The sequence below is a fragment of the Arthrobacter antioxidans genome (assembly GCF_023100725.1).
Classification (GTDB): Bacteria; Actinomycetota; Actinomycetes; order Actinomycetales; family Micrococcaceae; genus Arthrobacter_D; species Arthrobacter_D antioxidans.
This window is the reverse complement of record NZ_CP095501.1, coordinates 2,024,420-2,050,920: the sequence shown is the minus strand read 5'-3', so window position 1 is coordinate 2,050,920 and position 26,501 is coordinate 2,024,420. Positions and strand designations below refer to the sequence as shown.

20 protein-coding genes are annotated in these 26,501 nt (G+C 71.9%); 12 read left to right on the top strand and 8 right to left on the bottom strand.

Annotation, left to right across the window (positions count from 1 at the left end; translation table 11 throughout):
• Positions 1-23: 23 nt before the first annotated feature.
• Genes coaBC through MWM45_RS09365 form a run of 3 tightly spaced genes read left to right on the top strand, consistent with a single transcriptional unit; the run spans position 24 to position 4,768 of the window.
• The gene (gene coaBC / locus MWM45_RS09375) at positions 24-1,238 is read left to right on the top strand and encodes a bifunctional phosphopantothenoylcysteine decarboxylase/phosphopantothenate--cysteine ligase CoaBC (RefSeq protein ID WP_247826225.1); all 1,215 of its coding nucleotides are present in this window, start codon (positions 24-26) and stop codon (positions 1,236-1,238) included.
• Positions 1,239-1,288: 50 nt separating this feature from the next.
• Positions 1,289-2,500 (top strand): methionine adenosyltransferase, encoded by a 1,212-nt coding sequence (metK, locus tag MWM45_RS09370; RefSeq protein WP_272496049.1) that lies wholly within the window; start codon positions 1,289-1,291, stop codon positions 2,498-2,500.
• Positions 2,501-2,524: 24 nt separating this feature from the next.
• Positions 2,525-4,768, top strand: coding sequence for a primosomal protein N' family DNA-binding protein (locus tag MWM45_RS09365; RefSeq protein ID WP_247826224.1), 2,244 nt, complete (start codon positions 2,525-2,527; stop codon positions 4,766-4,768).
• A 103-nt stretch (positions 4,769-4,871) separates the two neighbouring features.
• Here the strand turns inward: MWM45_RS09365 and MWM45_RS09360 are convergent, their stop codons facing one another.
• From MWM45_RS09360 to MWM45_RS09350, 3 genes are all read right to left on the bottom strand, one after another.
• Entirely contained in the window at positions 4,872-5,975 is a 1,104-nt protein-coding gene (locus MWM45_RS09360) for a class I SAM-dependent methyltransferase (protein ID WP_247826223.1), read from the bottom strand.
• 157 nt (positions 5,976-6,132) lie between these two features.
• Positions 6,133-7,752, bottom strand: coding sequence for a helix-turn-helix transcriptional regulator (locus tag MWM45_RS09355; RefSeq protein WP_247826222.1), 1,620 nt, complete (start codon positions 7,750-7,752; stop codon positions 6,133-6,135).
• A gap of 47 nt (positions 7,753-7,799) precedes the next feature.
• The gene (locus tag MWM45_RS09350; protein ID WP_247826221.1) at positions 7,800-8,504 is read right to left on the bottom strand and encodes a DUF2306 domain-containing protein; all 705 of its coding nucleotides are present in this window, start codon (positions 8,502-8,504) and stop codon (positions 7,800-7,802) included.
• Between the two features lie 192 nt (positions 8,505-8,696).
• On the opposite strand from MWM45_RS09350, the gene MWM45_RS09345 reads away from it, so the two are divergent.
• Positions 8,697-9,392: a TetR/AcrR family transcriptional regulator gene (locus MWM45_RS09345; RefSeq protein ID WP_247826220.1), complete on the top strand. Its 696-nt coding sequence runs from the start codon at positions 8,697-8,699 to the stop codon at positions 9,390-9,392.
• Positions 9,393-9,409: 17 nt separating this feature from the next.
• On the opposite strand, the gene MWM45_RS09340 is transcribed toward MWM45_RS09345, so the two are convergent.
• Genes MWM45_RS09340 through MWM45_RS09325 form a run of 4 tightly spaced genes read right to left on the bottom strand, consistent with a single transcriptional unit; the run spans position 9,410 to position 12,541 of the window.
• Entirely contained in the window at positions 9,410-9,691 is a 282-nt protein-coding gene (locus MWM45_RS09340) for a hypothetical protein (RefSeq protein WP_247826219.1), read from the bottom strand.
• The gene (locus MWM45_RS09335; RefSeq protein WP_247826218.1) at positions 9,688-10,848 is read right to left on the bottom strand and encodes a glycosyltransferase family 4 protein; all 1,161 of its coding nucleotides are present in this window, start codon (positions 10,846-10,848) and stop codon (positions 9,688-9,690) included. Before MWM45_RS09335 ends, MWM45_RS09340 begins: the two co-directional genes overlap by 4 nt.
• Positions 10,845-11,717 (bottom strand): alpha/beta fold hydrolase, encoded by an 873-nt coding sequence (locus tag MWM45_RS09330; RefSeq protein ID WP_247826217.1) that lies wholly within the window; start codon positions 11,715-11,717, stop codon positions 10,845-10,847. The genes MWM45_RS09335 and MWM45_RS09330 overlap by 4 nt, the downstream gene beginning before the upstream one ends.
• Positions 11,717-12,541 carry an aldo/keto reductase gene (locus MWM45_RS09325; RefSeq protein WP_247829189.1) on the bottom strand — a complete coding sequence of 275 codons (825 nt, stop codon included), beginning with the start codon at positions 12,539-12,541 and terminating at the stop codon, positions 11,717-11,719. Before MWM45_RS09325 ends, MWM45_RS09330 begins: the two co-directional genes overlap by 1 nt.
• A 138-nt stretch (positions 12,542-12,679) precedes the next feature.
• Between MWM45_RS09325 and MWM45_RS09320 the strand changes: the two genes are divergently transcribed.
• Entirely contained in the window at positions 12,680-13,690 is a 1,011-nt protein-coding gene (locus MWM45_RS09320) for an NAD(P)-dependent alcohol dehydrogenase (RefSeq protein ID WP_247826216.1), read from the top strand.
• Positions 13,691-13,754: 64 nt separating this feature from the next.
• Here the strand turns inward: MWM45_RS09320 and MWM45_RS09315 are convergent, their stop codons facing one another.
• On the bottom strand, positions 13,755-14,756 hold the full coding sequence (locus tag MWM45_RS09315; RefSeq protein ID WP_052274316.1) for a sugar-binding transcriptional regulator: 1,002 nt from the start codon (positions 14,754-14,756) through the stop codon (positions 13,755-13,757).
• 155 nt (positions 14,757-14,911) lie between these two features.
• On the opposite strand from MWM45_RS09315, the gene MWM45_RS09310 reads away from it, so the two are divergent.
• From MWM45_RS09310 to MWM45_RS09280, 7 genes are all read left to right on the top strand, one after another.
• Entirely contained in the window at positions 14,912-16,621 is a 1,710-nt protein-coding gene (locus MWM45_RS09310; protein ID WP_247826215.1) for a glycerol-3-phosphate dehydrogenase/oxidase, read from the top strand.
• A 139-nt stretch (positions 16,622-16,760) separates the two neighbouring features.
• On the top strand, positions 16,761-17,504 hold the full coding sequence (locus MWM45_RS09305) for an MIP/aquaporin family protein (protein WP_247826214.1): 744 nt from the start codon (positions 16,761-16,763) through the stop codon (positions 17,502-17,504).
• Positions 17,505-17,573: 69 nt separating this feature from the next.
• Positions 17,574-19,091, top strand: coding sequence for a glycerol kinase GlpK (glpK, locus tag MWM45_RS09300; RefSeq protein WP_043445494.1), 1,518 nt, complete (start codon positions 17,574-17,576; stop codon positions 19,089-19,091).
• A gap of 307 nt (positions 19,092-19,398) precedes the next feature.
• The gene (gene leuS / locus MWM45_RS09295) at positions 19,399-21,897 is read left to right on the top strand and encodes a leucine--tRNA ligase (RefSeq protein ID WP_247826213.1); all 2,499 of its coding nucleotides are present in this window, start codon (positions 19,399-19,401) and stop codon (positions 21,895-21,897) included.
• Positions 21,898-21,951: 54 nt separating this feature from the next.
• Positions 21,952-22,821, top strand: a complete 870-nt coding sequence (locus MWM45_RS09290) for a DegV family protein (RefSeq protein WP_247826212.1) — start codon at positions 21,952-21,954, stop codon at positions 22,819-22,821.
• Between the two features lie 80 nt (positions 22,822-22,901).
• A complete protein-coding gene (locus MWM45_RS09285) occupies positions 22,902-23,852 on the top strand; it encodes a ComEA family DNA-binding protein (protein WP_247826211.1) in 951 nt (316 codons plus the stop codon).
• Complete coding sequence (locus MWM45_RS09280) at positions 23,849-26,482, top strand: ComEC/Rec2 family competence protein (RefSeq protein ID WP_247826210.1); 2,634 nt, start codon at positions 23,849-23,851, stop codon at positions 26,480-26,482. Before MWM45_RS09285 ends, MWM45_RS09280 begins: the two co-directional genes overlap by 4 nt.
• Positions 26,483-26,501: the final 19 nt, after the last annotated feature.

Genomic DNA, 26,501 nt, shown 5'->3' with positions numbered 1-26,501 from the left:
GCAGCCCCGAGCACGGACAGCCAGTGCGCGTAGTCCTCGGTGTCGGAGGAGGGATCGCGGCCTACAAGGCCGCATCCCTCCTCCGTCTTTTCACGGAGTCCGGCCATGACGTCACGGTCATCCCCACCGACGCCGCCACCCGCTTCGTCGGCACCGCCACGTGGGAGGCGCTGTCGGGCCACCCCGTGAGCAACAGCGTCTGGGACGACGTCGACAAGGTGAACCACGTGCGCCTCGGGCACGAGGCCGAGCTCGTCGTCGTCGCGCCGGCCACCGCCGACGTCCTGGCCCGGGCCGCCGCCGGGCTCGCGAACGACCTCCTGACCGGCACGCTCCTCATGGCGCACGGCCCCGTGGTCATGGCTCCCGCGATGCACACCGAGATGTGGCAGCACGCGGCGACCCGCGCGAACGTCGAGACCCTCCGCGCGCGCGGCGTCACCGTCCTCGAGCCGGCCTCCGGGCGCCTCACCGGCACGGACTCCGGCCCGGGCCGGCTCCCGGAGCCGGCGGACATCTTCGCGGCGGTCATGGCCGTCGTCTCCCGCCCCGGGGACGGCGGCAGCCTGCAGGGCAGGCACGTCACCATCTCCGCGGGCGGCACGCGCGAAGCCCTCGACCCGGTGCGGTTCCTCGGCAACCGGTCCTCCGGCAAGCAGGGGATGGCCCTGGCCGGGGCCGCCCTCGCCCAGGGTGCCCGCGTGACCCTCGTCCTCGCCCACGCCGACGTCGCGCCGCCCGCCGGCTGCGACGTCGTGCGCGTCGACTCCGCCCTCCAGCTGCGCGACGCCGTCCTCGGCGCGCTGCCCACCACGGACGTGCTGATCATGGCCGCTGCCGTCGCGGACTTCCGTCCCGCGGAGGTCGCCGCGGCCAAGATGAAGAAGAACGACGACGGGACGGACCCGGTGATCACCCTCGTCCGGAATCCCGACGTGCTCCGCGAGGCCGTACTCGCCCGGGACGCCGATGCGCGGCCGCAGGTCATCGCCGGCTTCGCCGCCGAGACGGGAGACGCCGCGGCCGACCCCCTGACCCACGCCCGCACGAAGCTCGCCCGGAAGGGCTGCGACTTCCTGGTGCTCAACGTGGTCGGCGCGGACCGGGTGTTCGGCAAGGACTCCAACGAGGTCACCATCCTCGACGCCGACGGCAGCGAGTCAGCCGCGGTGCACGGCTCCAAGCGGGTCGTCGCCGACGCCGTGATCGCCCATGCGGCGCGCCTGCTGTCCCGCTGATCCCGCTGGTCCCACGCAGGAACGTCCCTCCGACCAAGTAGAGTGAGCACGTGATTCCTCCCAGCATCGGTTCCCCCCTGCGCCTGTTCACCTCGGAATCGGTGACCGAGGGCCATCCGGACAAGATCTGCGACCAGATCAGCGACGCCATCCTCGACGGCATGCTCGAACAGGATCCGGATTCACGCGTCGCGGTGGAGACCCTCGTGACCACCGGGCTCGTGCACGTCGCGGGTGAGGTCACCACCGAGGCGTACGTGGAGATCCCCGACATCGTCCGCAAGACCATCCTCGGCATCGGCTACGACTCCTCGGCCAACGGCTTCGACGGCGCCCGCTGCGGCGTGTCCGTGTCCATCGGGCAGCAGAGCCCCGAGATCGCCTCCGGGGTGTTCACCTCCCTCGAGACCCGTGAGGGGACGGGCCTGGACCCCTACGACGCCCAGGGCGCAGGGGACCAGGGCATCATGTTCGGCTACGCGAGCGACGAGACCTCCGTGCTCATGCCGGCCCCCATCTGGCTCGCGCACCGGCTGTCCGAGCGCCTCACCGCCGTCCGCAAGGACGGCACCCTCCCGTACCTCCGCCCGGACGGCAAGACGCAGGTCACCGTCGGGTACGACGGCGACCGCCCCGTCTCGATCGACTCCGTGGTCGTCTCCTCCCAGCACTCCGCCGAGGTGTCCCTCGAGGAACTGCGCGCCGGCCTCGTCGAGCACGTGGTCACCCCGGTCCTGGCCGCCTCCGAGCTCGACGCGTCGTCGGTCCGCCACATCCTCAACCCCGGTGGGGCCTTCGTGATCGGCGGGCCCGTGGGCGACGCCGGCCTGACCGGACGCAAGATCATCGTCGACACCTACGGCGGCATGGCCCGTCACGGCGGCGGCGCGTTCAGCGGCAAGGACCCGTCGAAGGTGGACCGCTCGGCGGCCTACGCCATGCGGTGGGTCGCGAAGAACGTCGTGGCGGCCGGCCTCGCCCGTCGGGCCGAGATCCAGATCGCCTACGCCATCGGCATGGCCCAGCCCGTGGGCATCTACGTGGAGACCTTCGGCACCGAGACCGTGGATCCGCTGAAGATCGGCTCGGCGATCCGCGAGGTCTTCGACCTCCGCCCGCTCGGCATCATCAACGCCCTCGATCTCAAGCGGCCCATCTACCAGCGCACCGCGGCCCACGGGCACTTCGGTCGCGAGGAGGACGGCTTCACCTGGGAGCGCATCGACCGCGTGGACAAACTCAGGAGCTACTTCAACGCCTGACACGGGAGGGGGCGGCCGAACATCATGACGCACACCACCCGCATGTCCGACGCGACGGACGGGCAGCTGTCGCTGCTGCACGGCTTCGGGGCTGCCCGGCTGCCGCAGGCCGATCCCGAGCGGGCTTCGTCGCTGCCCATCGCCCGGGTGATCCTGGATGCGCAGCTTCCCCATCTCGACCGGTTCTTCGACTACGCGGTGCCCGCCGCCATGGACGCCGAGGCCCAGCCCGGCGTGCGGGTCAAGGTGCGGTTCGCCGGGCGCGAGCACGCAGGCTTCCTCGCGGAGCGGGTCCAGGAGGCCAGCACGACGGCGACACTCCTGCCGCTCGCGAAGGTCGTCTCCCCCCAACAGGTCCTCACCCCCGAGGTCCTCGCCCTCGCGACGGCCGTCGCCGCGCGGTCGGTCGGCACCGTGAGCGATGTCCTGCGGTCGGCCGTCCCTCCGCGCATGGCGCGGGTCGAGGCGGAGTTCGACGACCCGGCCGCTGCGGGGGAGGGCGCGCCGGAGCCCCCGGACGCCCGCATCGATCCCGTCGACCCCGTCGACCCCGTCGACCCCGAGGCTGCCGAGGCTGCCGCGGGCATGCTGCCGGTCGCCGTGGGACGGCCTTCCTCCGGCAGCTTCCGGCGCTACCCGAACGGCCTCTCCTACCTGCAGCACCTCCGCTCCGGCGAGTCGCCCCGCGCCGTCCTGACGAGCCTCGGCGGGTACGGTCCCACGGGCTGGCACGAGGAGATCGCCGATGCCGTCGCGGCTGCCGCGTCCGCGGGCCGGGGGGCGGTGGTCGTCGTCCCCGACCAGCGGGATCTCGCGCGCATGGAGGCCGCCCTCGTGGCCCGCCTCGGGGCGGCGGCGGTGGCCCGGCTGACGGGCGAGGACGGCGCGACACCGAGGTACCGCAACTTCATGCGCATCCTCCACGGGTCGGCGACCGTCGCCGTCGGCACGCGGTCCGCCGCGTACGCGCCCGTGCGGGACCTCGGGCTCGTCTGCCTGTGGGACGACGGCGACGACCAGCACGTCGAACAGCGTGCACCGTACCAGCACGTCCGCGACGTCCTGCTGCTGCGTGCGGAGCAGGAGGGAGCCGCGATGCTGCTCTCCTCCTTCGGGCGCACCACCGAGGCGCAGCGCCTCGTGGACACCGGCTGGGCGCACGCCATCCAGGCCGACCGCAACGAGGTCCGTCGGTCGGCGCCCCGCGTCATCCACGCCGCCGACGCCTACCAGATGGAGCGGGACCCGCTGGCCGCGCAGGCCCGCATCCCCCATGCCGCCTGGGCCGCGGCGCAGGCGGGGCTGAAGACCGGGCCCGTCCTCCTGCAGGTCGCGCGCACGGGCTTCTCCCCGGCCCTGGCCTGCGACCGGTGCCGCCACGCCGCACGCTGCACGGCCTGCGCGGGGCCGCTGGCCCAACCCGGGCACCACGCACCGCCGGCGTGCCGATGGTGCGGGCGCCCGGACAACCACTGGGCCTGCCCGGAATGCGGTGGCACCCGGATGCGGGCCACCGTCACGGGCGCCACCCGGACTGCCGAGGAACTGGGACGTGCGTTCCCCGGCGTCCCGGTCATCTCCTCCGCCGGCGAGCACATCGTCGACGACGTCCGGGACGTACCCGCAGTCGTCGTCGCCACCCCGGGGGCCGAACCCGTGGCCGCGGGAGGGTACGCGGCTGTCATCCTCCTCGACGGCAACGCCCTGCTCAACCGCGAATCGATGCGGGCCGGGGAGGACGCGCTGCGCCGCTGGTTCTCCGCGGCGATCCTCGCGCGTCCCGCCACCGCCGGTGGGACCGTGGTGATCACGGGGGACGACGACGTCGCCGTCGGCCACCTCGTCCGCTGGGATCCCGCGGGGGCCGCCTCGCGTGAACTGGCCGAGCGGCACGAGCTCGGACTTCCGCCGGCCGTCCGGTACGCGGTGCTCACGGGCACCCGGGAGGCCCTCACCCACTTCCTCGACGGGCTGGAGACCGAGGGCGCCGTGCGCGTCGTCGGCCCCGCGCCGGTCCCGCCGGATGTCCGCCGGGAGGCCGTGCTGGCCGCGCGGGCCCTCGCCGGCCCGAAGCGCGGTACCGACCGCGGCGCCCCGGCCCCCGCGGACGCACTGGCGGGGCAGGGGAGCCATCGCGTGCTGCTCTTCTTCTCCTACCGGGCGGCCGCCGGCGTCACGAAGGTGCTCCGGGCCCGCCGGGCGGCCCTCTCGGCCCGGCGGACGGGCGAGCCGGTCCACATCAGGCTCGACGCACTCGACGTGCTCTGACCCCCGCGTGGGCCGTGCAGCACGAACCGGATCGCAGATGGCGCTGTCGAAGGATCCCGGTGGTCCGGGAGATCCCGGACCACCGGTGTCGTTCGGCCATGAGCTACGTCCGGGCGATGAAGTAGGCGTTGAACGGATCGGAGTCGACGCCCTTCGACTCGATGTCCCGGAAGCCGGCGTCGGCCAGCATCGACAGAGCGCGCTGCTCGCCCCACACGGTTCCGAGCCCGTCGCCTCCGAGTCCGAGCGAGACGCTCATGCAGTGGACCGTGGAGATCGCGTAGAGATAGCTGCCCCAGGGCAGGTCGACGTTGTCCTCGACCTGGCTGGACGCCTTGATGTCCACCATCAGGAACGTCCCGCCGGGCCGCAGGGCCCGCTGGATGTTCCGGAGCACGGTTGCCGGGTGCGCCTGGTCGTGGATGGCGTCGAAAGCGGTGATGGCGTCGAAGCCGTCCACGATGTCCAGCCGAGCGACGTCGAGCAGCTCGAACGTCGCGTTCGCCACGCCCATCCGGTCGGCCTCTGCCCGGGCGGCTCGGATGGCCGCGTCGGAGAAGTCGTAGCCGGTGAACCGGCTGGACGGGTAGGCCTGCGCCATCAGATTGACCGCATGCCCTCTTCCGCAGCCGATATCGGCGACGTCGATGCCGTCCCCGAGCCGTGCCGGCAGTTCCGGCACCAGCGGGAGGATGCCGTCCACCAGGGCGATGTCGTGCACCGCAGCGCTGGTCTCCGCCATGTTCCGGTGGAAGTGGGGGTAGTCCTCGTAGGAGAGTCCACCGCCACGCCGGAAACGCTCGATCACCTTCTGCTCCATCTCGCCCATCATCGACGTGTGCTGCATGAGGATGGCCAGGTTGTTGGGACCCGCAGCGCTCGTGAGCACTGCCGCGTGCTCGCGGGGGAGCCGGTAGGTCCCGGTCTTCGGGTCATAGTGGACCACGCGCGCTGCGGTCATGCCGCCGAGCCATTCGCGGACGTAGCGTTCATCGAGGTTCCCGGCGTCGGCGATCTGCTCGCTCGTGGCCGACGGCAGGGCCGCCAGTGTCTCGAAGAGCCCGGTCTGGTGTCCGATGCTCGTCAGCACGGCGATCGCTGCGTCATTGAGGATGCCCACGAAGCGCGCTGCAAGGGCGGCTGAAGCCTCGGTATCGAACTCCTCGACGGTCAGGTCCTCGAGCGTTGTGCCCTGGTTGCTGGTCATGATTTTCTCCCTTGTCGGTTACCGGCGTCTGTCTGTCCGGTTCATACGACTCTAGGAATCCGGGCCCTGCCGGACATCGGGCGAACGATGCGTCCTGCGCGGCGCTCCGATGGGGCGAATGATGCAGGCGCCCACCGGGGCGCCGCGTCGGCCGTCGTCAGCGGGGGAGGACCCCGTGGTCACGGGCCCACGCCGCGGCCGCCGTCCGCGAGGACGTGCCGATCTTGGCGAAGATGTTGGCGAGGTGCCTGCCGACCGTCTTCTGGCTGATGAAAAGGGCTTCGGCCGCCGACTTGTTGCTGGCGCCGGCGGCGACCAGCGCGAGTACTTCCGCCTCGCGCTGCGTCAACCCGCCGGGCAGCCGTCCGCCGTCGAGCCGGAGGATGTCCGGCAGCGCGCCGAGTTGGCGGTAGATCGCCAGTGCTGTCGCGGAGTCCGCGGCCGCGGCCGCGGCCTGACCCGCCCCGCGGTGGGCCCGGGCGAGAAGCTCGTGGACCCTGGCGATCTCGTAACGGGCCTGCATCCCGCGGTACTCGCGAGCTGCGGCCTGCAGGACGGGCATGGCCTCCGCATATCGCGACCGGGCGATGAGGACCGTGGCCCGTGCGTGCCCGGCCCAGGCGCGGAGCCCGGGGGTGTCGAAGACCGCGGCGGTCTCCTCCAGCTGGCTGCAGAGCCGATCCGCCTCGTCCTCGAGCCTCATCGCCAGGGCGATGTCGACGGCGGCCTGCAGCAGTCGTGCGCATGCGAGCGGGTCGCGCCCGGCCAGGGCCGCGCTCACGCCGGACCACGCGGCGTCCTTGTCTCCCGCTGCGTGCTGCAGCAGGGACTCACCGGGCTGGGGATCGGCTCCCAGTCGTCGCGCCCGCCCGTAGGCGGCCCGGGCGCCGGCGGTGTCCCCTCGCAACCGGCGGAGTTCGCCGAGTTGGTAGAACGCCTCGCCCGCCACCCAGTTGTTGCGGTCCACGAGCTCGGCCCCGCTTCTCTCGATCGCGTCCTCCGCGGCGGCCCAGTCCCCTTCGATGCTGGAGAGTTGCAGGCGGTGGATACGACAGATGCCCGAGTAGACCACGTCACCGGAGAACTGCTCGCACCACTGTTCGGTGGCGCGCGTCCACGCCCGCATCCGGTGCAGGTCGTTGACGTCGTAGCAGGCGTGGATGACGATGCAGTAGATCTCTCCGGCCCACTCAGGCGGCAGCCCGCCGGCGAGGACCGGCAGCATCGCCTCATCCAGCTGGGAGAACCCGGCGGCGGTCCTGCCGCTGCGCAGGTCCGCCAGGCCGGCGAGCACGAGGGAGAACGACGTGAGCGCCGGAGCGCGTAGACGCCGTCCCAGTTCGTCCAGTCGCGCGGCGGCCTCCCTGGCCGGACCGAGGTCGCGGACATCGAGCGTGAGGGCGGCGTCGAGGTAGAGCAGATAGCCGTGTTCCACGCCCTCGGGCAGGTCCTGCAGGATCCGGCGGGCACGGTTGGCCCAGCCGGAGGCGATCACCAGGTCGCCGCGGATGAACCAGACCAGTCCGACGTCCAGGGCCTTCCGGGCGGCGCCGAGCGCATCACCGGCGTCGTACAGCCGGTGGTAGACGTGCTCGACGATCTCCAGCGACTGCTTGACCCGCCCGGTCCACCACGCCGCTCCGCCGAGCAGGCCGAGGTCCTCGGAGGGAAGCCCCGCCTGTAGCCGTGCCTGCTCCAGCTGCTGGTATGCGGTCTGCCACTCCCCGCGCTCGTATGCCGCGCGTCCATCGGCAACCAGCTGGTCGAATTCCTCCATGGCGACCTCCGCATCAACGGTAGCTCCGCCGCTGTCCGACGGGAAGGTCAGCGTCCGGCCTCCGATGCCCGCCGGGAAGACTGACCGTCCCGCCGGCGGATGACGACCTCCGCCACGCCCAGGTTGATCATCCACCCCGCACCCATGAGCAGTGCCCGCAGCGTCACTCCGGGCGGACTGCCGAGGAGCTCCGGGACGATCAGGATCAGGGCCTGGGTGCCCGCGCCGAGTCCGATCGCGTAGGCGCGGGTCATCCACGCGCCGTGGGTCCTGGTGTCCCCGCGGACCACGGCGCGGACGCCGAGCACGAGGCCGAGGACCATCGCGGTCCCGAAGAGGAGCCTGAAGGCGAGGAGGAGCCGGCCGTCACCGGGCGGGAGCGCGGAGAAGCAGGCCATCCACAGGCCGGTGAGCGCCGCCACCAGCCCGGCAGGGAAGAGGATCCGGCCGGAGACCCTGTGCCAGCTCCGCCCGCCCCGCCGCAGGGAGGGGAGGAACTGGAAGGCTCCGAGCACGGTGTACAGGGTGGCGCCGAGGATGTGCAGGACGACGGGGACGGGGGACTCGACGAAGCGCGCGTTCCGCTCGGTGACCTCGGCCCCGCCGGCCAGTTCCGAGAGGCGGGCGGCGCCGGCCAGGACGGGGATGAGTCCCAGCAGGATCAGTCCCGCGGGGACCAGCCACGCCGGCCGATGCGGGGTGGTGCCCTGCGGCCCGGGTGCGGCTTCCGCGGCTCGTCGGGTGCTCGTCACGGCCGTCCTGCCCTTCTGCGCTGTCCGCCCCGCCGTGCGCCGGTGGTCCCGGTCCGATGTCGGAGGGCCGTCGGCCCGGGGTAGAGTGTACGGCGTACACTTCGTGGACATCAGCGTAGGTGTACGCTGTACACCCGTCAAGGGCCGGCCGGGAACGGGGAGATGATGGCAGGACACAGGACGTCGCCGCGGATGCGGTTGAGCAGGACCGCGGTACTCACCGCCGCTGTCGCCCTGGCCGACGAGCAGGGCGTGGGTGGCCTGAACATGCGCACACTCGCCGAGGACCTGGGGGTGGTGCCGATGGCGCTCTACAAGCATGTCTCCAGCAAGGAGGACCTGCTCGACGGCATGGTGGACGTGGTCGTGGCCGAGATCGATCCGCCGCTCGAGGGGCAGGAGTGGAGGGCCACCGTCCGGAGCCGGGTCCTCTCGGCCCGCACCGTCCTCCAGCGGCACCGCTGGGCGCGCCAGGTCCTCGAGACCCGGACCACCAGGACCCCGGCCGTGCTCGCCTATACGGACTCGTTCATCGGCATGTTCCTCGACCGGGGGTTCTCGGTCGACCTGACGCACCACGTCATGCATGCGCTGGGCAGCCGGATGTGGGGCTTCACCCAGGAACTCTTCGACGCTCCGGAGACCCCGGCAGGGGATGCTGCTGCCGACAGCGCGTCAGCAGGCTCGGCTCCCCCCGACGCCGCGCGGCTCGAGGCGATGGCCCGGCGGTTCCCGAACGTCCTCCGGATCGCGATGGCAGCGGCGCACGACGACGGCGTGGTCGGGCGCGGGTGCGATGACCAGTACGAGTTCGAATTCGCCCTCGACCTGCTGCTGGACGGCATCGAGGGCCTCCACGCCCGCGGCTGGACGTCGGCGCGGACGTAGCGCGCCGTCTCCGCCGGTCAGGGCGCGAGGCGCCAGCCGTCCGAGTCGACGTCCACCAGGAGTGGCGGCCCGCCCGGCAGCCCCCGGCGGCGGAGGGCGAGCGCGATGGCGTCGGCCGGCGCGGCGATGGCGAACGTCTCGCCCCGGAAGCGGTCCGCCGTCTCCTCGACGACGGCCGCCACGTCGCAGGGATCCGCCAGATCGAAACGGGCGGCGAGCCTGTGGCGGCCCAGCCAGGGCGGCGGCTCGGCGCCTGCGTCGAGGAGGATCGCCGTGGCCGGGCACTGCAGGTCCGTCATGGGCCGCTTCGTCCGGACGACGCACGGAACGACGCACGGGACGACGCACGGGACGACGCGCGGAAGGGGCGCGGGGTCCGGCGGCGCGTGAACTCCCCGACGGCGCGGCGGCAGGCGTCCCGGAGCTGGTCGGCGGATTCCGCCCACGAGTACGTCGCCGCCTGCTCCAGCCCCGCGCGGGAGGCCTCGGCCCAGCGGCCGGGATCGTCGAGGGACCGGACGGCGTCCGCGAGCGCACCGGGATCGTCGGGGTCCACGAACAGGGCCGCTGTCCCGCCGACCTCGCGGAAGATCGGGATGTCGCTGGCGATCACGGGAGTGCCGGCCGCCATCGCCTCGATGAGCGGGAGGCCGTAGCCCTCGGCCCGGGAGAGGGTCACGAGCGCGGTCGACCCACCGAGGAGATCCTCGTACTCGGCGTCGGTGACGCCGTCGTGGAAGACCACGCGCCCCGCCGCGGGGACGAGCGCCTCGAGCTCCGACCGGCGTGCGGGCGAGATCCTGCTCAGCAGGTGCAGTGTGTGCCCGGGGAGGGCCTCCATGGCGCGGACGATCGTCTCGACGTTCTTGTACGGCATGAAGGAACCCATGTAGAGCAGCGACGCGGACCGCGGCGCGGCGGGGTCGCGGCGCCGCCGCGTCGGCTGGGGTGCGTTGCCCACGAGCAGGACGGGCCGCCGGGTCAGCCGGTGGCGGCGCATCAGCTCCGCCGTCGTCGCGGAGATCGTGGCGACGACGTCCGCCCGGTCCAGCAGCAGCCGCTGGGGCCAGTAGGCGAGGTGGTAGAGCCGCCAGAGCGCGCGCACCGGCAGCGGCAGGAAGGACGGGGGCGCCGGATTCTGGTAGTAGATCAGGTCGTGCAGCGTGAGCACCAGGGGGTACCGGCGGCCCCAGGAGCCCATGGTCTGCATCGGGCAGACGACGACGTCGGGCTCCAGCCGGTTGATGCGTGCCGCGACGAACAGCTCCGCGGGGGAGAGCGGGCTGTTGATCAGCACGTGCGGGACCTCCGGCAAGAGGGCGAGCTGGCGGCGGTCGCTGATGAGCATCACGACGTCGTCGGTCGCGGCGAGCGCGGCGATCAGGCTCGCCCCGTACCGGCTGATGCCGTCGTGGTGGTCGGTACGGGTGAAGCGGGCGTCGAAGAGGATCCTCATGCGGGGACGGCCTCCAGGAATTTCCCGATCAGGAGTGCCGCCTCGCGCGGCTTCTCGTAGTGGACGAGGTGGCCGACGGCGGGGAGGATCTCGAGGGTCGCCGTAGGGATGAGCGCGGCGAGCTCCCGCTGGCTCTCCACCGACCCGATGTCGTCCTCCGCCGCGGCGACGAGCAGGACGGGCGGCTCCAGTGCGCGGGCGCGATCGCGGACGGTCCCGGAGATGGAGGCGCGGAAGGCCTCGAGGACCACCCGGCGGCTGGCGAAGGAGCTGAAGTAGGCGCGGTGCTGGTCGTGGATCCAGCGGCGGAGCGCCCGGTCCGTCGTCTTGGCCATGAAGGCGCTCATGCCGCGGACGATCGCGGGGTGGGAGAGCAGGGCCCGGCCCGCGGCCTCGGGCAGGCGGTCCGCTGCCACGTAGTAGGCCTCCGCGACACGGGACGCGGTGCGGCTCGGTCCTTCGAGGGCGGGGGCGCTGATGGGGTTGACCAGGATCAGGGCGGCCGCGAGGTCCGGAGCGAGCGCCACGGCCTCCGCCGCGACGATCGAGCCGAACGAATGCCCGAGCAGCACACGGGGCTCCGGGGCGAGGCGCCGCGAGCAGTCGGTGATGAAGCGCGCGTAGGCGCCGACGTCGTGCGTACCGGGCAGTTCCTCGCCCTGGCCGAAGCCGGGCAGGTCCGGCAGGAGGACGCGGTGGCGGGGCAGTTCCTCCACGAGGCGCAGCAGCCCGTGGTGGTCGCCGCGGAACCCGTGCACCATGACGATCGGCGGGCCCTGCGGGGCGCCGGGCGCCTCGATCGCCGGGAAGTCCCAGACGCGCTGGAGGGTGCCCTCCCATGCCAGGGTGTGCACGACGGCCTGCCGCATCAGCCCACCCTGTCAGGGTGCGAGCCGAAGCGCTGGTCGCGCTCCAGCGCGTCGAGTGCCGCGACCCGGCCGTCGTCGAGCCGGAACCCGAAGATGTCCAGGTTGGAGCTGATCCGCTCGCGCGAGCTGGCCTTCGGGATGGTCAGGATGCCGTGCTGCAGGTGCCACCGCAGGATCACCTGCGCGGGCGTGCGTCCCAGCTCGTCCGCGATCCGGGCGATGACCGGATCGGTGAGGACGTTGCCGCGCCCGAGCGGGCTCCAGGCCTGCGTCGCGATGCCGTGCTGCTCGTGGAAGGAGCGGAGCGCGCGCTGCTGCAGGTAGGGGTGCAGTTCGATCTGGTTGAGGACCGGGACCACCCCGGTCTCGGCGAGCAGGCGCTCGAGGTGGGCCTGCTGGAAGTTGGAGACGCCGATGGACCGGACGCGCCCGTCGGCCCGGAGCCGTTCGAGGGCCCGCCAGGAATCGACGTACAGGTCCCTGGACGGGCAGGGCCAGTGGATGAGGTACAGGTCGAGGTACTCGAGGCCCAGCAGCCGCAGGCTGGCGTCGAAGGCCCGGAGGGTGGCGTCGTACCCGTGGTCGTCGTTCCACACCTTGGAGGTGATGAAGAGGTCCTCGCGCTCGCCGGGGTAGGCCCGTGCGGCGGCGCCGACGCCGTCCTCGTTGCCGTACAGGGCCGCCGTGTCGAGGAGCCGGTACCCCGTGTCGAGCGCCGTCGAGCACAGTGCCGCGGTGTCCGCGGGCGGCACCTTGTAGACGCCGTACCCGATGACGTCGATCGAACGGCCATCGGCGAGCGGCGCGCGGGGGACGGAGGAGATCATGGGGGAACTCTACCGAGGCTGCGGGGCCCGTGGCGCCGCGGACGCCTCCGCGCGGGGCGCCCTGTGTCCTGCGGCCGGGGATACGCTGTCCCGCAATCGGGACAGCGCACCGTGCGCGGCCCGGAGGAGGCGGTCATGCGGCGATTCCCTGGCAGGCGCGCGACGACGACGGGGACCATGCGGGCCGTCCTGCAGGACGTCTTCGGTGGACCGGACGTGCTGCACCTCGGCGAGGTCCCGGTGCCGGACATCGCCGAGGACGAGGTGCTGGTGCAGGTGCGGGCGGCGGGTGTCGACAGGGGGGTCTGGCACACCATGACCGGCCTGCCCTACCTGGGACGGCTCGCCTTCGGTCTGCGTCGCCCCAAACATCCCGTCCCCGGCACGGATCTCGCGGGCGTCGTGGTCGCGGTCGGCGCACAGGTCACGCGCTTCGCCGTCGGCGACGACGTCTTCGGCGGCGGGCGGAGCACCTTCGCCGACTACGCCGCCGCCTCGGAGCAGTCCCTCGCGCACAAGCCGGCGGGCCTGTCCTTCACCCAGGCGGCGGCCGTCCCGGTGTCGGCGGTCACCGCCCTGAAGGCGGTGCAGGACGTCGGACGCGTCGTCGAGGGCCAGCAGGTGCTGATCCTCGGCGCCTCCGGCGGTGTCGGCAGCTACGCCGTCCAGCTCGCGAAGGCGGCGGGAGCGCACGTCACAGCGGTCTGCAGCGGCGCGAAGCGCGACTACGTGCTCGCCCTGGGTGCGGACCGCGCCGTCGACTACGAGTCCGGGGACTTCGCGGACGGGCGGGAGGCCTACGACGTGGTCCTCGACATCGGCGGGAACCCCTCGGTGGCGCGCCTCCGCCGATCCCTCACCCGCAGGGGCACCGCGGTCATCGTCGGAGGGGAAGGGGGCGGCCGGTTCACGGGCGGCCTGCACCGGCAGTTCGCCGCGCTCGCGCTGTCCCCGTTCGTTCCGCAGAGGCTGACGACGCTGCTGGCCCTCGTCCGGGCGGACGGCCTCGAGCGGCTCCTGCCCCTGATCGACGCCGGCGCGATCGTGCCCAGCATCGACCGGACGTTCGCGCTCGGCGAGGCCGCCCAGGCCCTGGACCATCTCGCGTCGGGAAAGGTCCGCGGGAAGATCGTCCTCACGCTCTAGCCGGACCGGCCCGGGGGCCGCCTGCTGCACGGGCGATCGGTGCGCGGTCCGGGCGTGCAGCCGGTCAGGCGTGCAGGAGGCGGCGGGCCGATCCCTCGTCGAGGATGAGGTCCGTCGCGAGGCCCGCGGCAAGGGCGCCGCGCAGGCCGTCGATCTTCGACTCGCCGGACACCACGCAGATGCGCCGCCGGACCCGGCTCAGGGCGTCGAGGTCCGGTCCCGTGCTGCGCCCGTTCAGGAGGATGTCGCGGTGGCTGCCATCGGCCCTGAAGAACATGGTGGCCACGTCCCCGACCACTTCGTCCCTCTCCAGGGTGTCGAGGTCCTCGCGGTCGAGGTACCCGCCGCTGTACACGTGGCTGGGGACCCCCGCACCGATGGAACCGACACCGAAGATCGCCATGGTCATCCGGCGCTGCAGATCGAGGATGCGCCGGACACTGCGCTCGTCCCACATCGCCGTCTTCGTCTCCGCGTGGTCGAAGAACGCGGGCACGGGGAACTGCTCCACGCGGGCCCCGTAGGCCTGCCCGAAGCGGCGCAGGATCTCGCTCGCATACGTGATGCCGGTGGTCTGGGTGTTGCCTGCCCCGTTGAGCTGGACGATCGTGCTGTCATGGGTCTGCTTGCGCGTGAGATGGTGGCTGACCGCGCTGAGCGTCGAGCCCCAGGCGACGCCGATGATCGCGTTGGAGTCGACGAGCGGCCCGATGGTCCTGGCCGCCTGGATCGCCACGCGGTCGAGCACCTCGGAGTCGTTCACGGAATCCGCCACCGGCACCACATGCGCCTCCACGGCGAAGCGGCGCCGGATCTGCTGCTCCAGTGCGGGCGCCCGCTCGGACGGATTGTTGACCTGGATCTGCACCAGCCCGGTCTCCCGGGCCATCGAGAGGAGCCGTGACACGGTGGACCGCGACGTGCGCAGTTCCCGGGCGATGGCGTTCATGGTCAGGTCCTGCAGGTAGTACATCTGGGCGGCCCTCAGGGCGTCCCGGGACCGGGACCCCGGCGAGCGCTCCCGTGCCGGCTCGTCCGCCTCGATACTGCCCCTCGTCGTCGTCATTCCGTCAGTGTGACCCCGGCTGCACGTTTGTGCAATGCGGTTGACTGCTATTCCCAGTGCTCGAAGAATGAGGAGTGCAGTAACCAATCCCGACATTGACGTTACGGAGTAGTACCTTGAGCATTCCAGCCGACCGGATCAACGGTGAAGGCACGATGACATCGACCCGCAAGGTGGTGCAGGAGCTCCGGGACACCCCCCGGGCAACGGTCCTGATCATCGGTGGCGGCATCAACGGGGTCGGTACGTTCCGCGACCTCGCACTCCAGGGGATCGATGTCGCGCTCGTCGAGCGCGGCGACTACTGCCAGGGCGCATCTGGCGCGTCCTCGCACATGATCCACGGAGGCATCCGGTATCTCGAGAACGGCGAGTTCCGCCTGGTCCAGGAGTCCGTCGTCGAGCGCAACGCACTCATGCGCATCGCCCCCCACTACGTGAAGCCCCTGCAGACCACCATCCCGATCTACACGACGTTCTCGGGCATCCTCTCCGCTCCCATGCGCTTCCTGACGCACCGCCAGGGCAAGCAGGTCGAGCGCGGCGCCGTGCTCATCAAGGCCGGTCTCACCATGTACGACTTCTTCTCGCGCGACGGCGGCAACGTCCCCCGCCACTCGTTCGTCGGCCGCAAGAAGGCCCTCGCCGCGATGCCCGACGTCCGCAAGGACATCAAGTACGCGGCGACCTACTTCGACGCCTCGGTGCACAACCCCGAGCGCCTGACCCTCGACGTCCTGCGCGACGGGAAGGTCGCCAACCCGGCCGCCCGCGCCGCGAACTACGTCAGCGCCATCGGCACGGGCGAGGACGGCGTGCTGCTGCGCGACGAGCTCACCGGCGAGACCTTCTCCTTCCAGGCCGACGTCGTCGTCAACGCCACCGGCGCGTGGACCGACGGAACCAACGCCACCCTCGGCACGGAGACCCGCTTCATGGGCGGCACCAAGGGCTCGCACATCGTGCTGGACCACCCTGAGCTGCTCAAGGCCTGCAACGGCACCGAGATCTTCTTCGAACACGTCGACGGGCGGATCGTCCTGATCTACCCCATGGGCGATCGCGTCCTGGTCGGTACCACGGACATCGACGTGGACGTCAACGAGCAGGCCGTGTGCACCGACGAGGAGATCGACTACTTCTTCGAGCTGATCGGGCACGTCTTCCCGGACATCAAGGTCTCCAACGAGGACATCGTCTACAGCTTCTCGGGTGTGCGCCCCCTGCCGCGGCATGACGAGACGCAGCCCGGTTTCGTCTCGCGGGACTACCGCATCGAGAAGCGCGAGGAGAAGCTCGGCGACCGGAAGGTCACGACGCTGAGCCTCGTCGGCGGCAAGTGGACCACGTTCCGCGCACTGTCGGAGCACCTCACCGACGAGACCCTGGCCGCCCTCGGCGCCACGCGCAGGACCTCGACGGCGGGTGTGGCGATCGGCGGGGGCCTGGACTTCCCGACCGACGAGGCCGCCGAGCGTGCCTGGGTCAGGAAGGCCGTGCGCCCCGGAGTCGACGAGGCCCGCGTCGAGGTGCTGCTGACCCGCTACGGGACACGCGCCACGGACGTCATCGAATACGTGACTGCGGGCCCCGACAGGGTGTTCAATTCCACGAAGGAGCTGAGCACGCGCGAACTCGCCTACATGGTGGAGAACGAGCAGATCGGCCACCTGATCGACGTCCTGATCCGCCGTACATCGCTCGCCTTCCGGGGACTCGTCACCGGCGAGCTGCTCGCGGAACTCGCCGACACCCTGGCGCCCCTGCTCGGATGGGATGCAGCGCGATCCGCATCCGAGGTCAAGCTCGCCGAGAAGGTCCTCGCGGACGCGCACCGGGTGCACGTCAAGAACTTGACGCCGTAGCGGCACCCGCCGCATCGGGGTCGAACCGCAGCTTCCAGCAGCGGTGCAGTGCCAACGGCAGTGGTTGCCGGGGGGAAGCGAACGGGTGCCGTCGAGGCGGCGGCACCCTTCGACAAGTGAATAGACAAAGGAGTCAAAGATGTCTCTGGACGTATTCGTAGCCGAAACATTCGGCACATTCATGCTGCTGTTGCTCGGTACCGGGGTGGTCGCGAACGTCGCGCTCGCCCGGACCAAGGGCAACAACGGCGGTTTTCTCATGGTCAACTTCGGGTGGGGGCTCGCCGTCTTCGCCGGTGTCTACGTCGCCGCGCTGTCCGGCGCCCACCTGAACTTCGCCGTCACAATGGGCCTCTGGGTCAACTCCGACGTCGCCGAGTTCGCCCCCGGCGTCGACAAGGACTTCGTCAACGCCATGGGCTACCTCGCCGCACAGATGCTCGGCTCCATCCTCGGCGCCGTCTTCTGCTGGCTCGCCTACAAGCAGCACTTCGACGAGGAGCCCGAGCCCGCCAACAAGCTCGGCGTCTTCTCGACCGGTCCCGCCATCCGGAACTACGGCTGGAACCTCGTCACCGAGATCATCGGCACCTTCGTCCTCGTGTTCGTGATCCTGTCCTTCGGCAGTACCCCGTCCGGTCTCGGCCCGCTCGCCGTCGCACTCCTCGTCGTCGGCATCGGCGCCTCGCTCGGTGGTCCCACGGGCTACGCCATCAACCCGAACCGCGACCTCGGCCCCCGTATCGCCCACGCCCTGCTGCCCATCAAGGGCAAGGGCGGCAGCGACTGGGGCTACGCGTGGGTCCCGGTCGTCGGGCCGATCATCGGCGGCGTCCTCGCAGGCATCGTCATCCAGTACGTCTCTTTCCCGCCCGCAGCCTAGGGAGCATCGCCTCGGGCGGCCCCAGGGCCGCCCGCTTCTCCACGTCGTCATCCAATGAAGGAGTAAGACATGTCGCAGCAGTACGTCATCGCCATCGACCAGGGCACCACTTCCAGCAGGGCCATCGTGTTCGACCACAAGGGCGATATCGTGTCCTCCGGGCAGAAGGAGCACGAGCAGATCTTCCCGAAGGCCGGCTGGGTGGAGCACGACCCCGCCGAGATCTGGAACAACACCCGCGAGGTCATCGGCAACGCGTTGGCGAAGGCCAACCTCACCCGGCACGACATCGCCGCCGTCGGCATCACCAACCAGCGTGAGACCGCCGTCGTCTGGGACAGGACCACCGGCCAGGCCGTGTACAACGCCATCGTCTGGCAGGACACACGGACCCAGAACATCGTCGACGAGCTCGCCCAGGACGGCGGCGTCGAGCGCTACAAGGCCAAGGTCGGCCTCCCGCTGGCCACCTACTTCTCCGGCACCAAGATCAAGTGGATCCTCGACAACGTCGAGGGTGCGCGTGCGAAGGCCGAGGCGGGCGACCTCCTGTTCGGCAACACCGACTCGTGGGTCACCTGGAACCTGACGGGCGGCACCGACGGCGGCGTGCACATCACCGACGTCACCAACGCCTCCCGCACGCTGTTCATGGACCTCGAGACGCTGTCCTGGGACGAGTCGATCCTCGCCGACTTCGGGGTCCCGCGCTCGATGATGCCCGAGATCAAGTCCTCCTCGGAGGTCTACGGCACCGTCCACACCTCGCAGCTCCTCCGCGAGGTGCCGGTCGCCGGCATCCTCGGCGACCAGCAGGCCGCGACGTTCGGCCAGGCCGCCTTCGAGAAGGGCGGTGCGAAGAACACCTACGGCACCGGCAACTTCATGATCGTCAACACCGGCGAGGAGATCGTCCACTCGAAGAACGGCCTGCTGACGACCGTCTGCTACAAGCTCGGGGACGCGAAGCCGGTCTACGCGCTCGAAGGGTCGATCGCCGTCACCGGTTCGCTGATCCAGTGGCTCCGGGACAACCTGGGCATCATCAAGAGCGCGCCCGAGGTGGAGCAGCTCGCGACGACGGTCGAGGACAACGGCGGCGTCTACATCGTCCCCGCGTTCTCCGGCCTCTTCGCACCGTACTGGCGTTCCGATGCCCGCGGCGCGATCGTCGGCCTGACCCGCTTCGTGAACAAGGGTCACATCGCCCGTGCCGCACTGGAGGCGACGGCTTTCCAGACCCGCGAGGTGCTGGACGCGGCCAACGCCGACTCCGGGGTGAACATGGAGGACCTCAGGGTCGACGGCGGCATGGTCGCCAATGACGCCCTGATGCAGTTCCAGGCGGACATCCTCGGCATCCCGGTCATCCGTCCGAAGGTCACGGAGACCACGGCCCTCGGCGCCGCCTACGCCGCGGGCCTCGCCGTCGGCTTCTGGAAGGACACCGACGAGCTCGCGACCAACTGGGCCGAGGACAAGCGCTGGAATCCGGCGATGGACGACGCCGAGCGCGACCGTCAGCTCCGCATGTGGAAGAAGGCCGTCACGAAGACCTTCGACTGGGTCGACGAGGACGTGCGCTAGCACGGGTGGATCGAGGGGATCCCCGGTCCGTCGTCCGACGGACCGGGGATCCCCTCTCCATGCGGTACCGCGGCCGGACACCGTCCCGCCCGCACTGCTAAAGTGAAGGCATGCTGCGCGCCATGCTCCTTACGTAGCCGCACGGTTTCCGCCGTGCGGCCAGCCCCTCCCGTCTGCGAGGGGCTTTTGTGTGTCCGGCGCAGGGACCGTCCCCGTCGCCGCCAGCGGCCGCCGGGGCGCAGCACGAGCCGGACGGCGACGCATCACCGCAGAACCACGTTCCACCGACAGGACAGGCCAAGATACAGTGAGCAGCAACCCCGAGGTCGCTCAGCCGGACGACAACACCTACGATTTCACGGCCATCGAGGCGAAGTGGCCGGCGGTCTGGGACAGGCTCCAGGCGTTCGCCCCGGCCGACGACGGGTCGCGCGAGCGGCGCTACGTGCTGGACATGTTCCCCTACCCGTCGGGCGACCTGCACATGGGCCACGCCGAGGCGTTCGCCATGGGCGACGTCGCGGCGCGCTTCTACCGGCAGAAGGGCTTCGACGTCCTGCACCCGATCGGCTGGGACTCGTTCGGTCTCCCGGCCGAGAACGCGGCGATCAAGCGCAACGCGCACCCCGCCGAGTGGACGTACGCGAACATCGAGACCCAGGCGAACTCCTTCCGTCGCTACGCGATCAGCGCGGACTGGGACCGCCGGCTGCACACCTCGGACCCGGAGTACTACCGCTGGACGCAGTGGCTGTTCGTGCGGTTCTTCCAGAAGGGCCTGGCGTACCGCAGGGACTCGCCGGTGAACTGGTGCCCGAAGGACCAGACGGTGCTGGCGAACGAGCAGGTCATCAACGGCGCCTGCGACCGCTGCGGGACCCTGGTCACCAAGAAGAGCCTGAACCAGTGGTACTTCAAGATCACGGACTACGCGGACCGCCTGCTCGACGACATGGACCAGCTCAAGGGCCATTGGCCGGAGCGCGTGCTCGCCATGCAGCGCAACTGGATCGGCCGGTCCGAGGGGGCCCACGTCCGCTTCCGGATCGGGGCCGACGGCGATCTTCCGGACACCGACGTCGCCGTCTTCACGACGCGACCCGACACCCTGTACGGGGCCACCTTCTTCGTCGTCGCGGCGGACGCCGACCTGGCGCTCGAGCTGGTCACCCCGGAGCACCGCGCCGCCCTCGACGCGTACCGCGAGCAGGTCAAGGGGCTCTCGGAGATCGAGCGGCAGGCCACCGAGCGGGAGAAGACGGGCGTCTTCACCGGACGGTACGCCGTCAACCCCCTCAACGGCGAGAAGCTGCCCGTGTGGGCGGCGGACTACGTGCTGGCCGACTACGGCACCGGCGCGATCATGGCCGTCCCCGCGCACGACCAGCGCGACCTCGACTTCGCACGGACCTTCGACCTGCCCGTCCGCACCGTCGTCGACACCGGCGCCGAGGACGCCGCCGCCACCGGGATCGCGACGACGGGCGAGGGCACCCTCGTCAACTCGGGGGAACTGACCGGCCTGGACAAGGCGACCGCCATCCGCCGCGCCGTCGACCTGATCGAGGCGCAGGGCACCGGCGAGCACACCATCAACTACCGGCTGCGCGACTGGCTGCTGTCGCGGCAGCGCTTCTGGGGCACGCCCATCCCGATCATCCACTGCCCCACCTGCGGAGAGGTCCCCGTCCCCGACGAGCAGCTGCCGGTCACGCTGCCCGAGGGACTCCGGGGGGAGTCCCTGGCCCCGAAGGGCACCTCGCCGCTGGCCGCCGTCGAGGAATGGGTCAACGTGGCATGCCCGTCCTGCGGAGGCGCCGCGAGGCGGGACACCGACACCATGGACACCTTCGTGGACTCCTCCTGGTACTACCTGCGCTTCATCGACCCCCACCTGGACACCGCACCGTTCGACACCGAGGCCGTCAACCGCTGGCTGCCGGTGGGACAGTACGTGGGCGGCGTCGAGCACGCCATCCTCCACCTGCTCTACAGCCGGTTCTTCACGAAGGTCCTGTTCGACCTGGGCATGGTCTCCTTCACGGAACCCTTCAGCGCGCTGCTCAACCAGGGCCAGGTGCTCAACGGTGGCAAGGCGATGAGCAAGTCCCTCGGCAACGGCGTGGATCTCGGCGAGCAGCTCGACCGCTTCGGTGTCGACGCCGTCCGGCTCACCATGGTGTTCGCCTCGCCGCCGGAGGACGACGTCGACTGGGCGGACGTCTCGCCGTCGGGCTCCGCGAAGTTCCTGGCCCGCGCGTGGCGGCTCGGCGGCGACGTGACGAGCGCCGTCGGCGCGGACCCGTCGGCGGGTGACCGGGCGCTGCGCTCCGTGACCCACCGGACGGTCGCCGACGCCTCCGAGCTGATGGAGGCCAACAAGTTCAACGTCGTCATCGCCAAGCTGATGGAACTCGTCAACGCGACGAGGAAGGCGATCGACTCCGGGGTGGGCGGCGGGGATCCGGCCGTCCGCGAGGCGGCGGAGGCCGTCGCCGTCATCCTCGGGCTCTTCGCGCCCTACACGGCCGAGGACCTGTGGGAGCGGCTCGGGCACGAGGCGACCGTGGCCACGGCGGGCTGGCCCGTCGTCGACCCGGGCCTGCTGACGCAGGACTCCGTCGTCGCCGTCGTGCAGGTGCAGGGCAAGGTGCGCGACCGCCTCACGGTCTCGCCGGACATCGACGAGGACGCCCTCCGCGAGCTGGCGCTGGCCAGCGAGCAGGTGCAGCGTGTCCTGGACGGCCGCGGCGTTCGGACGGTCATCGTGCGCGCGCCCAAGCTGGTCAACATCGTCCCCGCCTGATGGGGTCCCGATGAGCCGGGCATCGACGGACGGCGGATCGGACGGCGGCGTGCCGTGCGCATAGCCGTCGTCACCGATTCCGCCGCGGGCTTCCCGCCCGACTGGCGCCTGCCCGGGGCGCCCGCCGAGGGGATCGAGGTGGTCCCGATGCCGGTGCTCGTGGGCGACGAGATCCTCACCGGCGAGTACGACGACGTCACCGCGCCGCTGATGATGGCCCTCGCCGCCGGGGCGGACGTGCGCACCTCGCGGCCGTCGCCCGGTCAGTTCGACAGGCTGTACGGGCGGCTCGAGGACGACGGCTACGACGGCATCGTCTCCGTGCACCTCTCGGGGCTGCTGTCCGGGACGGTGGACGCGGCGCGGCTCGCGGCCTCCCGGGCGGCGCTGCCCGTCGAGGTCATCGACACGCGGACGGCCGCCATGGCGCAGGGCCGGGCCGCCCTCGCCGCCCTCGCGGCCGCCCGCCGCGGCGGGGACCTGCAGGCCTCGGCCGCCGCCGCCGCCATCGCGGCGCGCGGGTCGGCGCTCTACTTCTACGTCCCGAACCTCGAGCAGCTGCGGCGCGGGGGGCGGATCTCCGGCGCCGCCGGCTGGCTCGGGACGCTGCTCTCCGTCCGGGTGATCCTCCATGTAGTGGGCGGGCGCCTGGTGCCGCTGGAACGGATGCGCTCGGCCGCCCGGGGGATCCAGCGGCTGCAGGAACTGGCCGAGGCGGACGTCGCGCGCCGGGGCGGGGGAGTCCTGCTGACCGTGCACCACTTCGGCAACGAGGAGGAGGCCGCATCCCTCGTCCAGCGGCTCGAGCTCTCCGTCGGGGCGGGGCAGGTCTCCCTGGCACCCTGCCCCGCTGTGCTCGCCGCCCATGCCGGTCTCGGCGTCGTGGCCGTCACGGTCAGTGGGGAGCAGACCGGCCCCGCCTGAGGGCGGCGGGACCTGCCGGAGATGTCCACATAGCCGCATCGGCCCCCGGGCGCCGACCGCCCCCTTCCTAGGGTGGCTGCATGGGAAAGCACCGATGGCCGACAGCCGGGGACGCCGGGGCGCCGCCGCGCCGCACCCTCCCACCCGACGAGCCCGACGGCGATGCCGTGGATGGTCATCGCCCCGCCTGCGGGGACGACGGCGAACCTCCCCGGCCCGGGGGTGTCCGGTGGCGCGTCGCGCGCTCCGCCGCGCTCGTGTTCCTCGGCGTCGCGCTGGCGGTCGGAGCGGCGCTGTTCCTCGTCCGGAGCTCGGAGCCGTCGGCCGCCGCGGTATCGGTGCAGCTCGACGCCCGTCCCACGGGTCCAGACGGTGACGGTGCGTCGGATACCGGCTCCCGTTCGGCCGCACGGGGTACGGGTGGCGCTGATCGAAACGCTGTGGAGGAGGATCCAAGCCAGGCTGAGGGCTCTTCGCCCGACGGAAGCTCGCTCCAGGGCGGCCGGGGCGGGCCGGCTGCGGCGGCCGGGACGGGCGCAGGGGAGGCCCCGGTGATCGTGTACGTCACCGGGGCGGTGGCGACGCCCTGCGTCATCACGGTTCCTGCCGGCACCCGCCTCGTCGAGGTCATCGAGCGCGCGGGCGGCGCCCTCCCGGAGGCCGACCTCGAAGGGATCAATCTCGCCGGCATCCCGACCGACGGTCAGCACATCCATCTCCTGGCGGTGGGCGAGGAGCCGCGCCCCGGCGTCGGGGAGCCGCCCGTGCCCGCCCCTGCCGGTGGACCGGGACCCCGGACCGGTCCGGACGCCAGCGGTGCCGACGGTGCGTCGCCGGGGATCATCGACATCAACACCGCCACGCTGGCGCAGATCGAGACGCTCCCAGGGGTGGGGCCCGTCCTCGGGCAGCGGATCATCGACTGGCGGGACGAGCACGGCCCCTTCGCCCAGGCCGCCGACGTCGACGCCGTGCCCGGCATCGGTCCCGCGCTGCTCGAGGGGATGCTGCCCCTCGTCACGGTCCGGTGAGCGGGGCGACCCTGCCCGCCACGACCTCCGGCGGCGGATCGGGGCGGGACCGGCCTCCCGGCGCCGTGCCGGACCACGCCGTGCCGAACTACGCCGTGCCGGACCACGCCGTGCCGGACCACGCCCTGCCGGACCACGCCCTGCCGGACGGCACGGCGTCGGACCGCGCCGTGTCGGAGCGGCGGCGCCCCCCGCGCTGGAGAGGCGATCTCAGGCTCGTGCCCTCCGCGGCGGCCGCGTGGATCGCCGCCGCGGCCGCCGTCCACGGCGGAGCGACCGGCGCGACGGCGGCCGGTCTCCTCGCCGCCGCGGCCGGCCTCGTCATCGGGTGCGTGCTCCTCCTGGCGCCTCGCGGGCGGGCGCCCACGGCGGTGGTGGTATCGGTACAGGCCCTCGCCCCGGCCGCCGCGCTGGCGCTCGTCCTGCTGGCCGCGGGCGGCAGCCTCGCCCGGGCCGAATCCGGACCGGTCGACCGCGCGGTGCGGGCCGGGATACCGTTCACCGCGATCCTGCGGATCTCGGGCGAGCCGACGCTCCTGCCGGCCGGTGCCTCCGGTGGCGGCGACCGCTATCTGGTGGACGCCGACGTGATCGGGGGCGTCCTTCAGGGACGACGCTTCGCCGCCACGACGCCGGTCGTGGTCCTTGCTTCGGAGCGGTGGGGCGGCATGGGGACCGGAGACACGGTGCGCGTGCTGGGGACCGCGAAGCCGTCCGACCGTCCCGGCAGGGCGAGGGCCGTCTTCCTGCCCGCCAGTGCACCGAGTGTCGACGAGGCGGGCGGGTGGCTGGGCTACACCGATCGACTGAGGACCCGGTTCCGGGAGCTCTCGCTGCGCGACGGCCGCGACGGAGGACTGCTCCCGGGGATGGCACTCGGTGACAGGACGGGCCTGGACCCGGGCCTGGGGGATGCCATGAGGACGACCGGCCTGACGCACCTGACGGCCGTGAGCGGGGCGAACTGCTCCTACGTCGTGGCCTTCGCCTTCCTGGCCCTGCGTCTCGTGCGCGCCCCGCGGCTGCCGGCGGCCCTGGGCGCCGTGATCGCCCTCGTGGGCTTCGTGCTGCTGGTGCGGCCCGAACCGAGTGTCCTCCGCGCAGCGGTGATGGGCGCCATCGGTGTCGCGGCCGTCCTGTCCGGGCGCGGCAGGGTGTCGCTGACCCTCCTGATGCTGTCCGTCATCGTCCTGCTCGCAGCGGATCCCTGGCTGTCCGTGTCCTACGCCTTCGTGCTGTCGGTCGCCGCGACCCTGGGCCTCGTCACCGCCGGACCCCGGGTGTCGGAGACCCTCCAGCGGGTGATGCCGCGACCCGCCGCCCAGCTGCTGGCGATCCCGCTGACGGCGCAGCTGTTCTGCACGCCCGTCCTCGTGCTGATCCAGCCCACGCTCCCGCTGTACTCACTGCCCGCGAACGTCCTCGCATCGCCCGTGGTCCCCGCGATCACGCTGCTGGGCATGCTCGCCGTCCTGGCGCTCGTCGGTGCACCGGCCCTGGCGCCGCCGCTGATCGGCTCCGCCCAGTGGGGTACGCGGTGGGTGGCCCGCGTGGCGGAGGTGCTGTCCACCGGCCCGGGCGCGGCCGTGCCGTGGCTCCCCGGAGTACCCGGAGCAGCCGCCGCGGCGGTGGTGTCGCTGGCGGTCCTGCTGATCCTGGCAGCCCGGGGACCGGCCGTTGCCGCCCGGGGACGCACCGTCGGCCGCCGGCGACGTTCGTCCCTGGCGGCCGGCTCTCCGGGACAGCGGCCCATGGCTCCCGCGCGGGCCCGCCGCAGCCGGACGACGGCGGTCGTCCTCGCGGTCCTGGTCCTGTGCCTGGTCGCCGCAGCCGTCGTCCGGGTGAGGGCGGGACCCGCGGCAGAGGAGTGGGACCTGGCGATGTGCGACGTCGGCCAGGGGGACGGCATGGTGCTGGAGACGACGCCGGGCCACGCACTGGTCGTCGATGCCGGACCCGACCCGGATGCCATGGACCGCTGCCTGGACGCCCTGCACGTGGAGGTGATCGATGCCCTCGTCATCACCCACCTGCACGACGACCACTACGGCGGCGTCGAGGGCGTCGTCCGCGGACGGACCCTCGCCGCCCTCTACTACTCCAGCGGCGAGGACGGCCTTCCGCCGGCGGTGACCCGGGCGGCGGCCGCGAGCGGCGTCGCCCCGGAGCGGCTGGACGCCACGACGACCCTCGACCTCGCCCCGCTCCGGGTCGACGTCCTCTGGCCCACGACGACGGCGGATCTGACGGAGGAGAACAACGCGAGCGCCGTGCTGGAGGTGGAGGTCCCGGCCCCCGACCGTCCGATCAGGATCCTGCTGACCGGCGACCTCGAGGAGGACGCCGCCGCGGCGCTGCTCGGCGTCGATGCCGGCCTCGCGGACAGGGGGGTCGACATCCTCAAGATCGCCCACCATGGGGCGAGGAACGGGGGCACGACGCTGATCGACGCACTCGGCCCGCGACTGGCGCTCATCTCGGCGGGTCAGGACAACGAGTACGGCCACCCGCATCCGGGCATCCTCGACGCGCTCCGCCGGGCAGGGATCGTGGCGGCCCGAACGGACGAACTGGGGTCCTTCACGGTGGACGTCGTCGGCGCGACCGTCGAAGTCCGCCCGCTCCGATGACGCTTCCCGGACCGGGAGG

What these genes read in the sequence shown, in the direction of transcription:
- MWM45_RS09315 (WP_052274316.1), bottom strand. Translation starts at nt 14,756, where the DNA reads ATGACGACGACGAGGGGCAGTATCGAGGCGGACGAGCCGGCACGGGAG.
- MWM45_RS09285 (WP_247826211.1), top strand. Translation starts at nt 22,902, where the DNA reads ATGGGAAAGCACCGATGGCCGACAGCCGGGGACGCCGGGGCGCCGCCG.
- MWM45_RS09310 (WP_247826215.1), top strand. Translation starts at nt 14,912, where the DNA reads ATGACATCGACCCGCAAGGTGGTGCAGGAGCTCCGGGACACCCCCCGG.
- MWM45_RS09320 (WP_247826216.1), top strand. Translation starts at nt 12,680, where the DNA reads ATGCGGCGATTCCCTGGCAGGCGCGCGACGACGACGGGGACCATGCGG.
- MWM45_RS09360 (WP_247826223.1), bottom strand. Translation starts at nt 5,975, where the DNA reads ATGACCAGCAACCAGGGCACAACGCTCGAGGACCTGACCGTCGAGGAG.
- MWM45_RS09305 (WP_247826214.1), top strand. Translation starts at nt 16,761, where the DNA reads ATGTCTCTGGACGTATTCGTAGCCGAAACATTCGGCACATTCATGCTG.
- MWM45_RS09355 (WP_247826222.1), bottom strand. Translation starts at nt 7,752, where the DNA reads ATGGAGGAATTCGACCAGCTGGTTGCCGATGGACGCGCGGCATACGAG.
- MWM45_RS09345 (WP_247826220.1), top strand. Translation starts at nt 8,697, where the DNA reads ATGCGGTTGAGCAGGACCGCGGTACTCACCGCCGCTGTCGCCCTGGCC.
- MWM45_RS09335 (WP_247826218.1), bottom strand. Translation starts at nt 10,848, where the DNA reads ATGAGGATCCTCTTCGACGCCCGCTTCACCCGTACCGACCACCACGAC.
- MWM45_RS09340 (WP_247826219.1), bottom strand. Translation starts at nt 9,691, where the DNA reads ATGACGGACCTGCAGTGCCCGGCCACGGCGATCCTCCTCGACGCAGGC.
- MWM45_RS09365 (WP_247826224.1), top strand. Translation starts at nt 2,525, where the DNA reads ATGACGCACACCACCCGCATGTCCGACGCGACGGACGGGCAGCTGTCG.
- glpK (WP_043445494.1), top strand. Translation starts at nt 17,574, where the DNA reads ATGTCGCAGCAGTACGTCATCGCCATCGACCAGGGCACCACTTCCAGC.
- MWM45_RS09330 (WP_247826217.1), bottom strand. Translation starts at nt 11,717, where the DNA reads ATGCGGCAGGCCGTCGTGCACACCCTGGCATGGGAGGGCACCCTCCAG.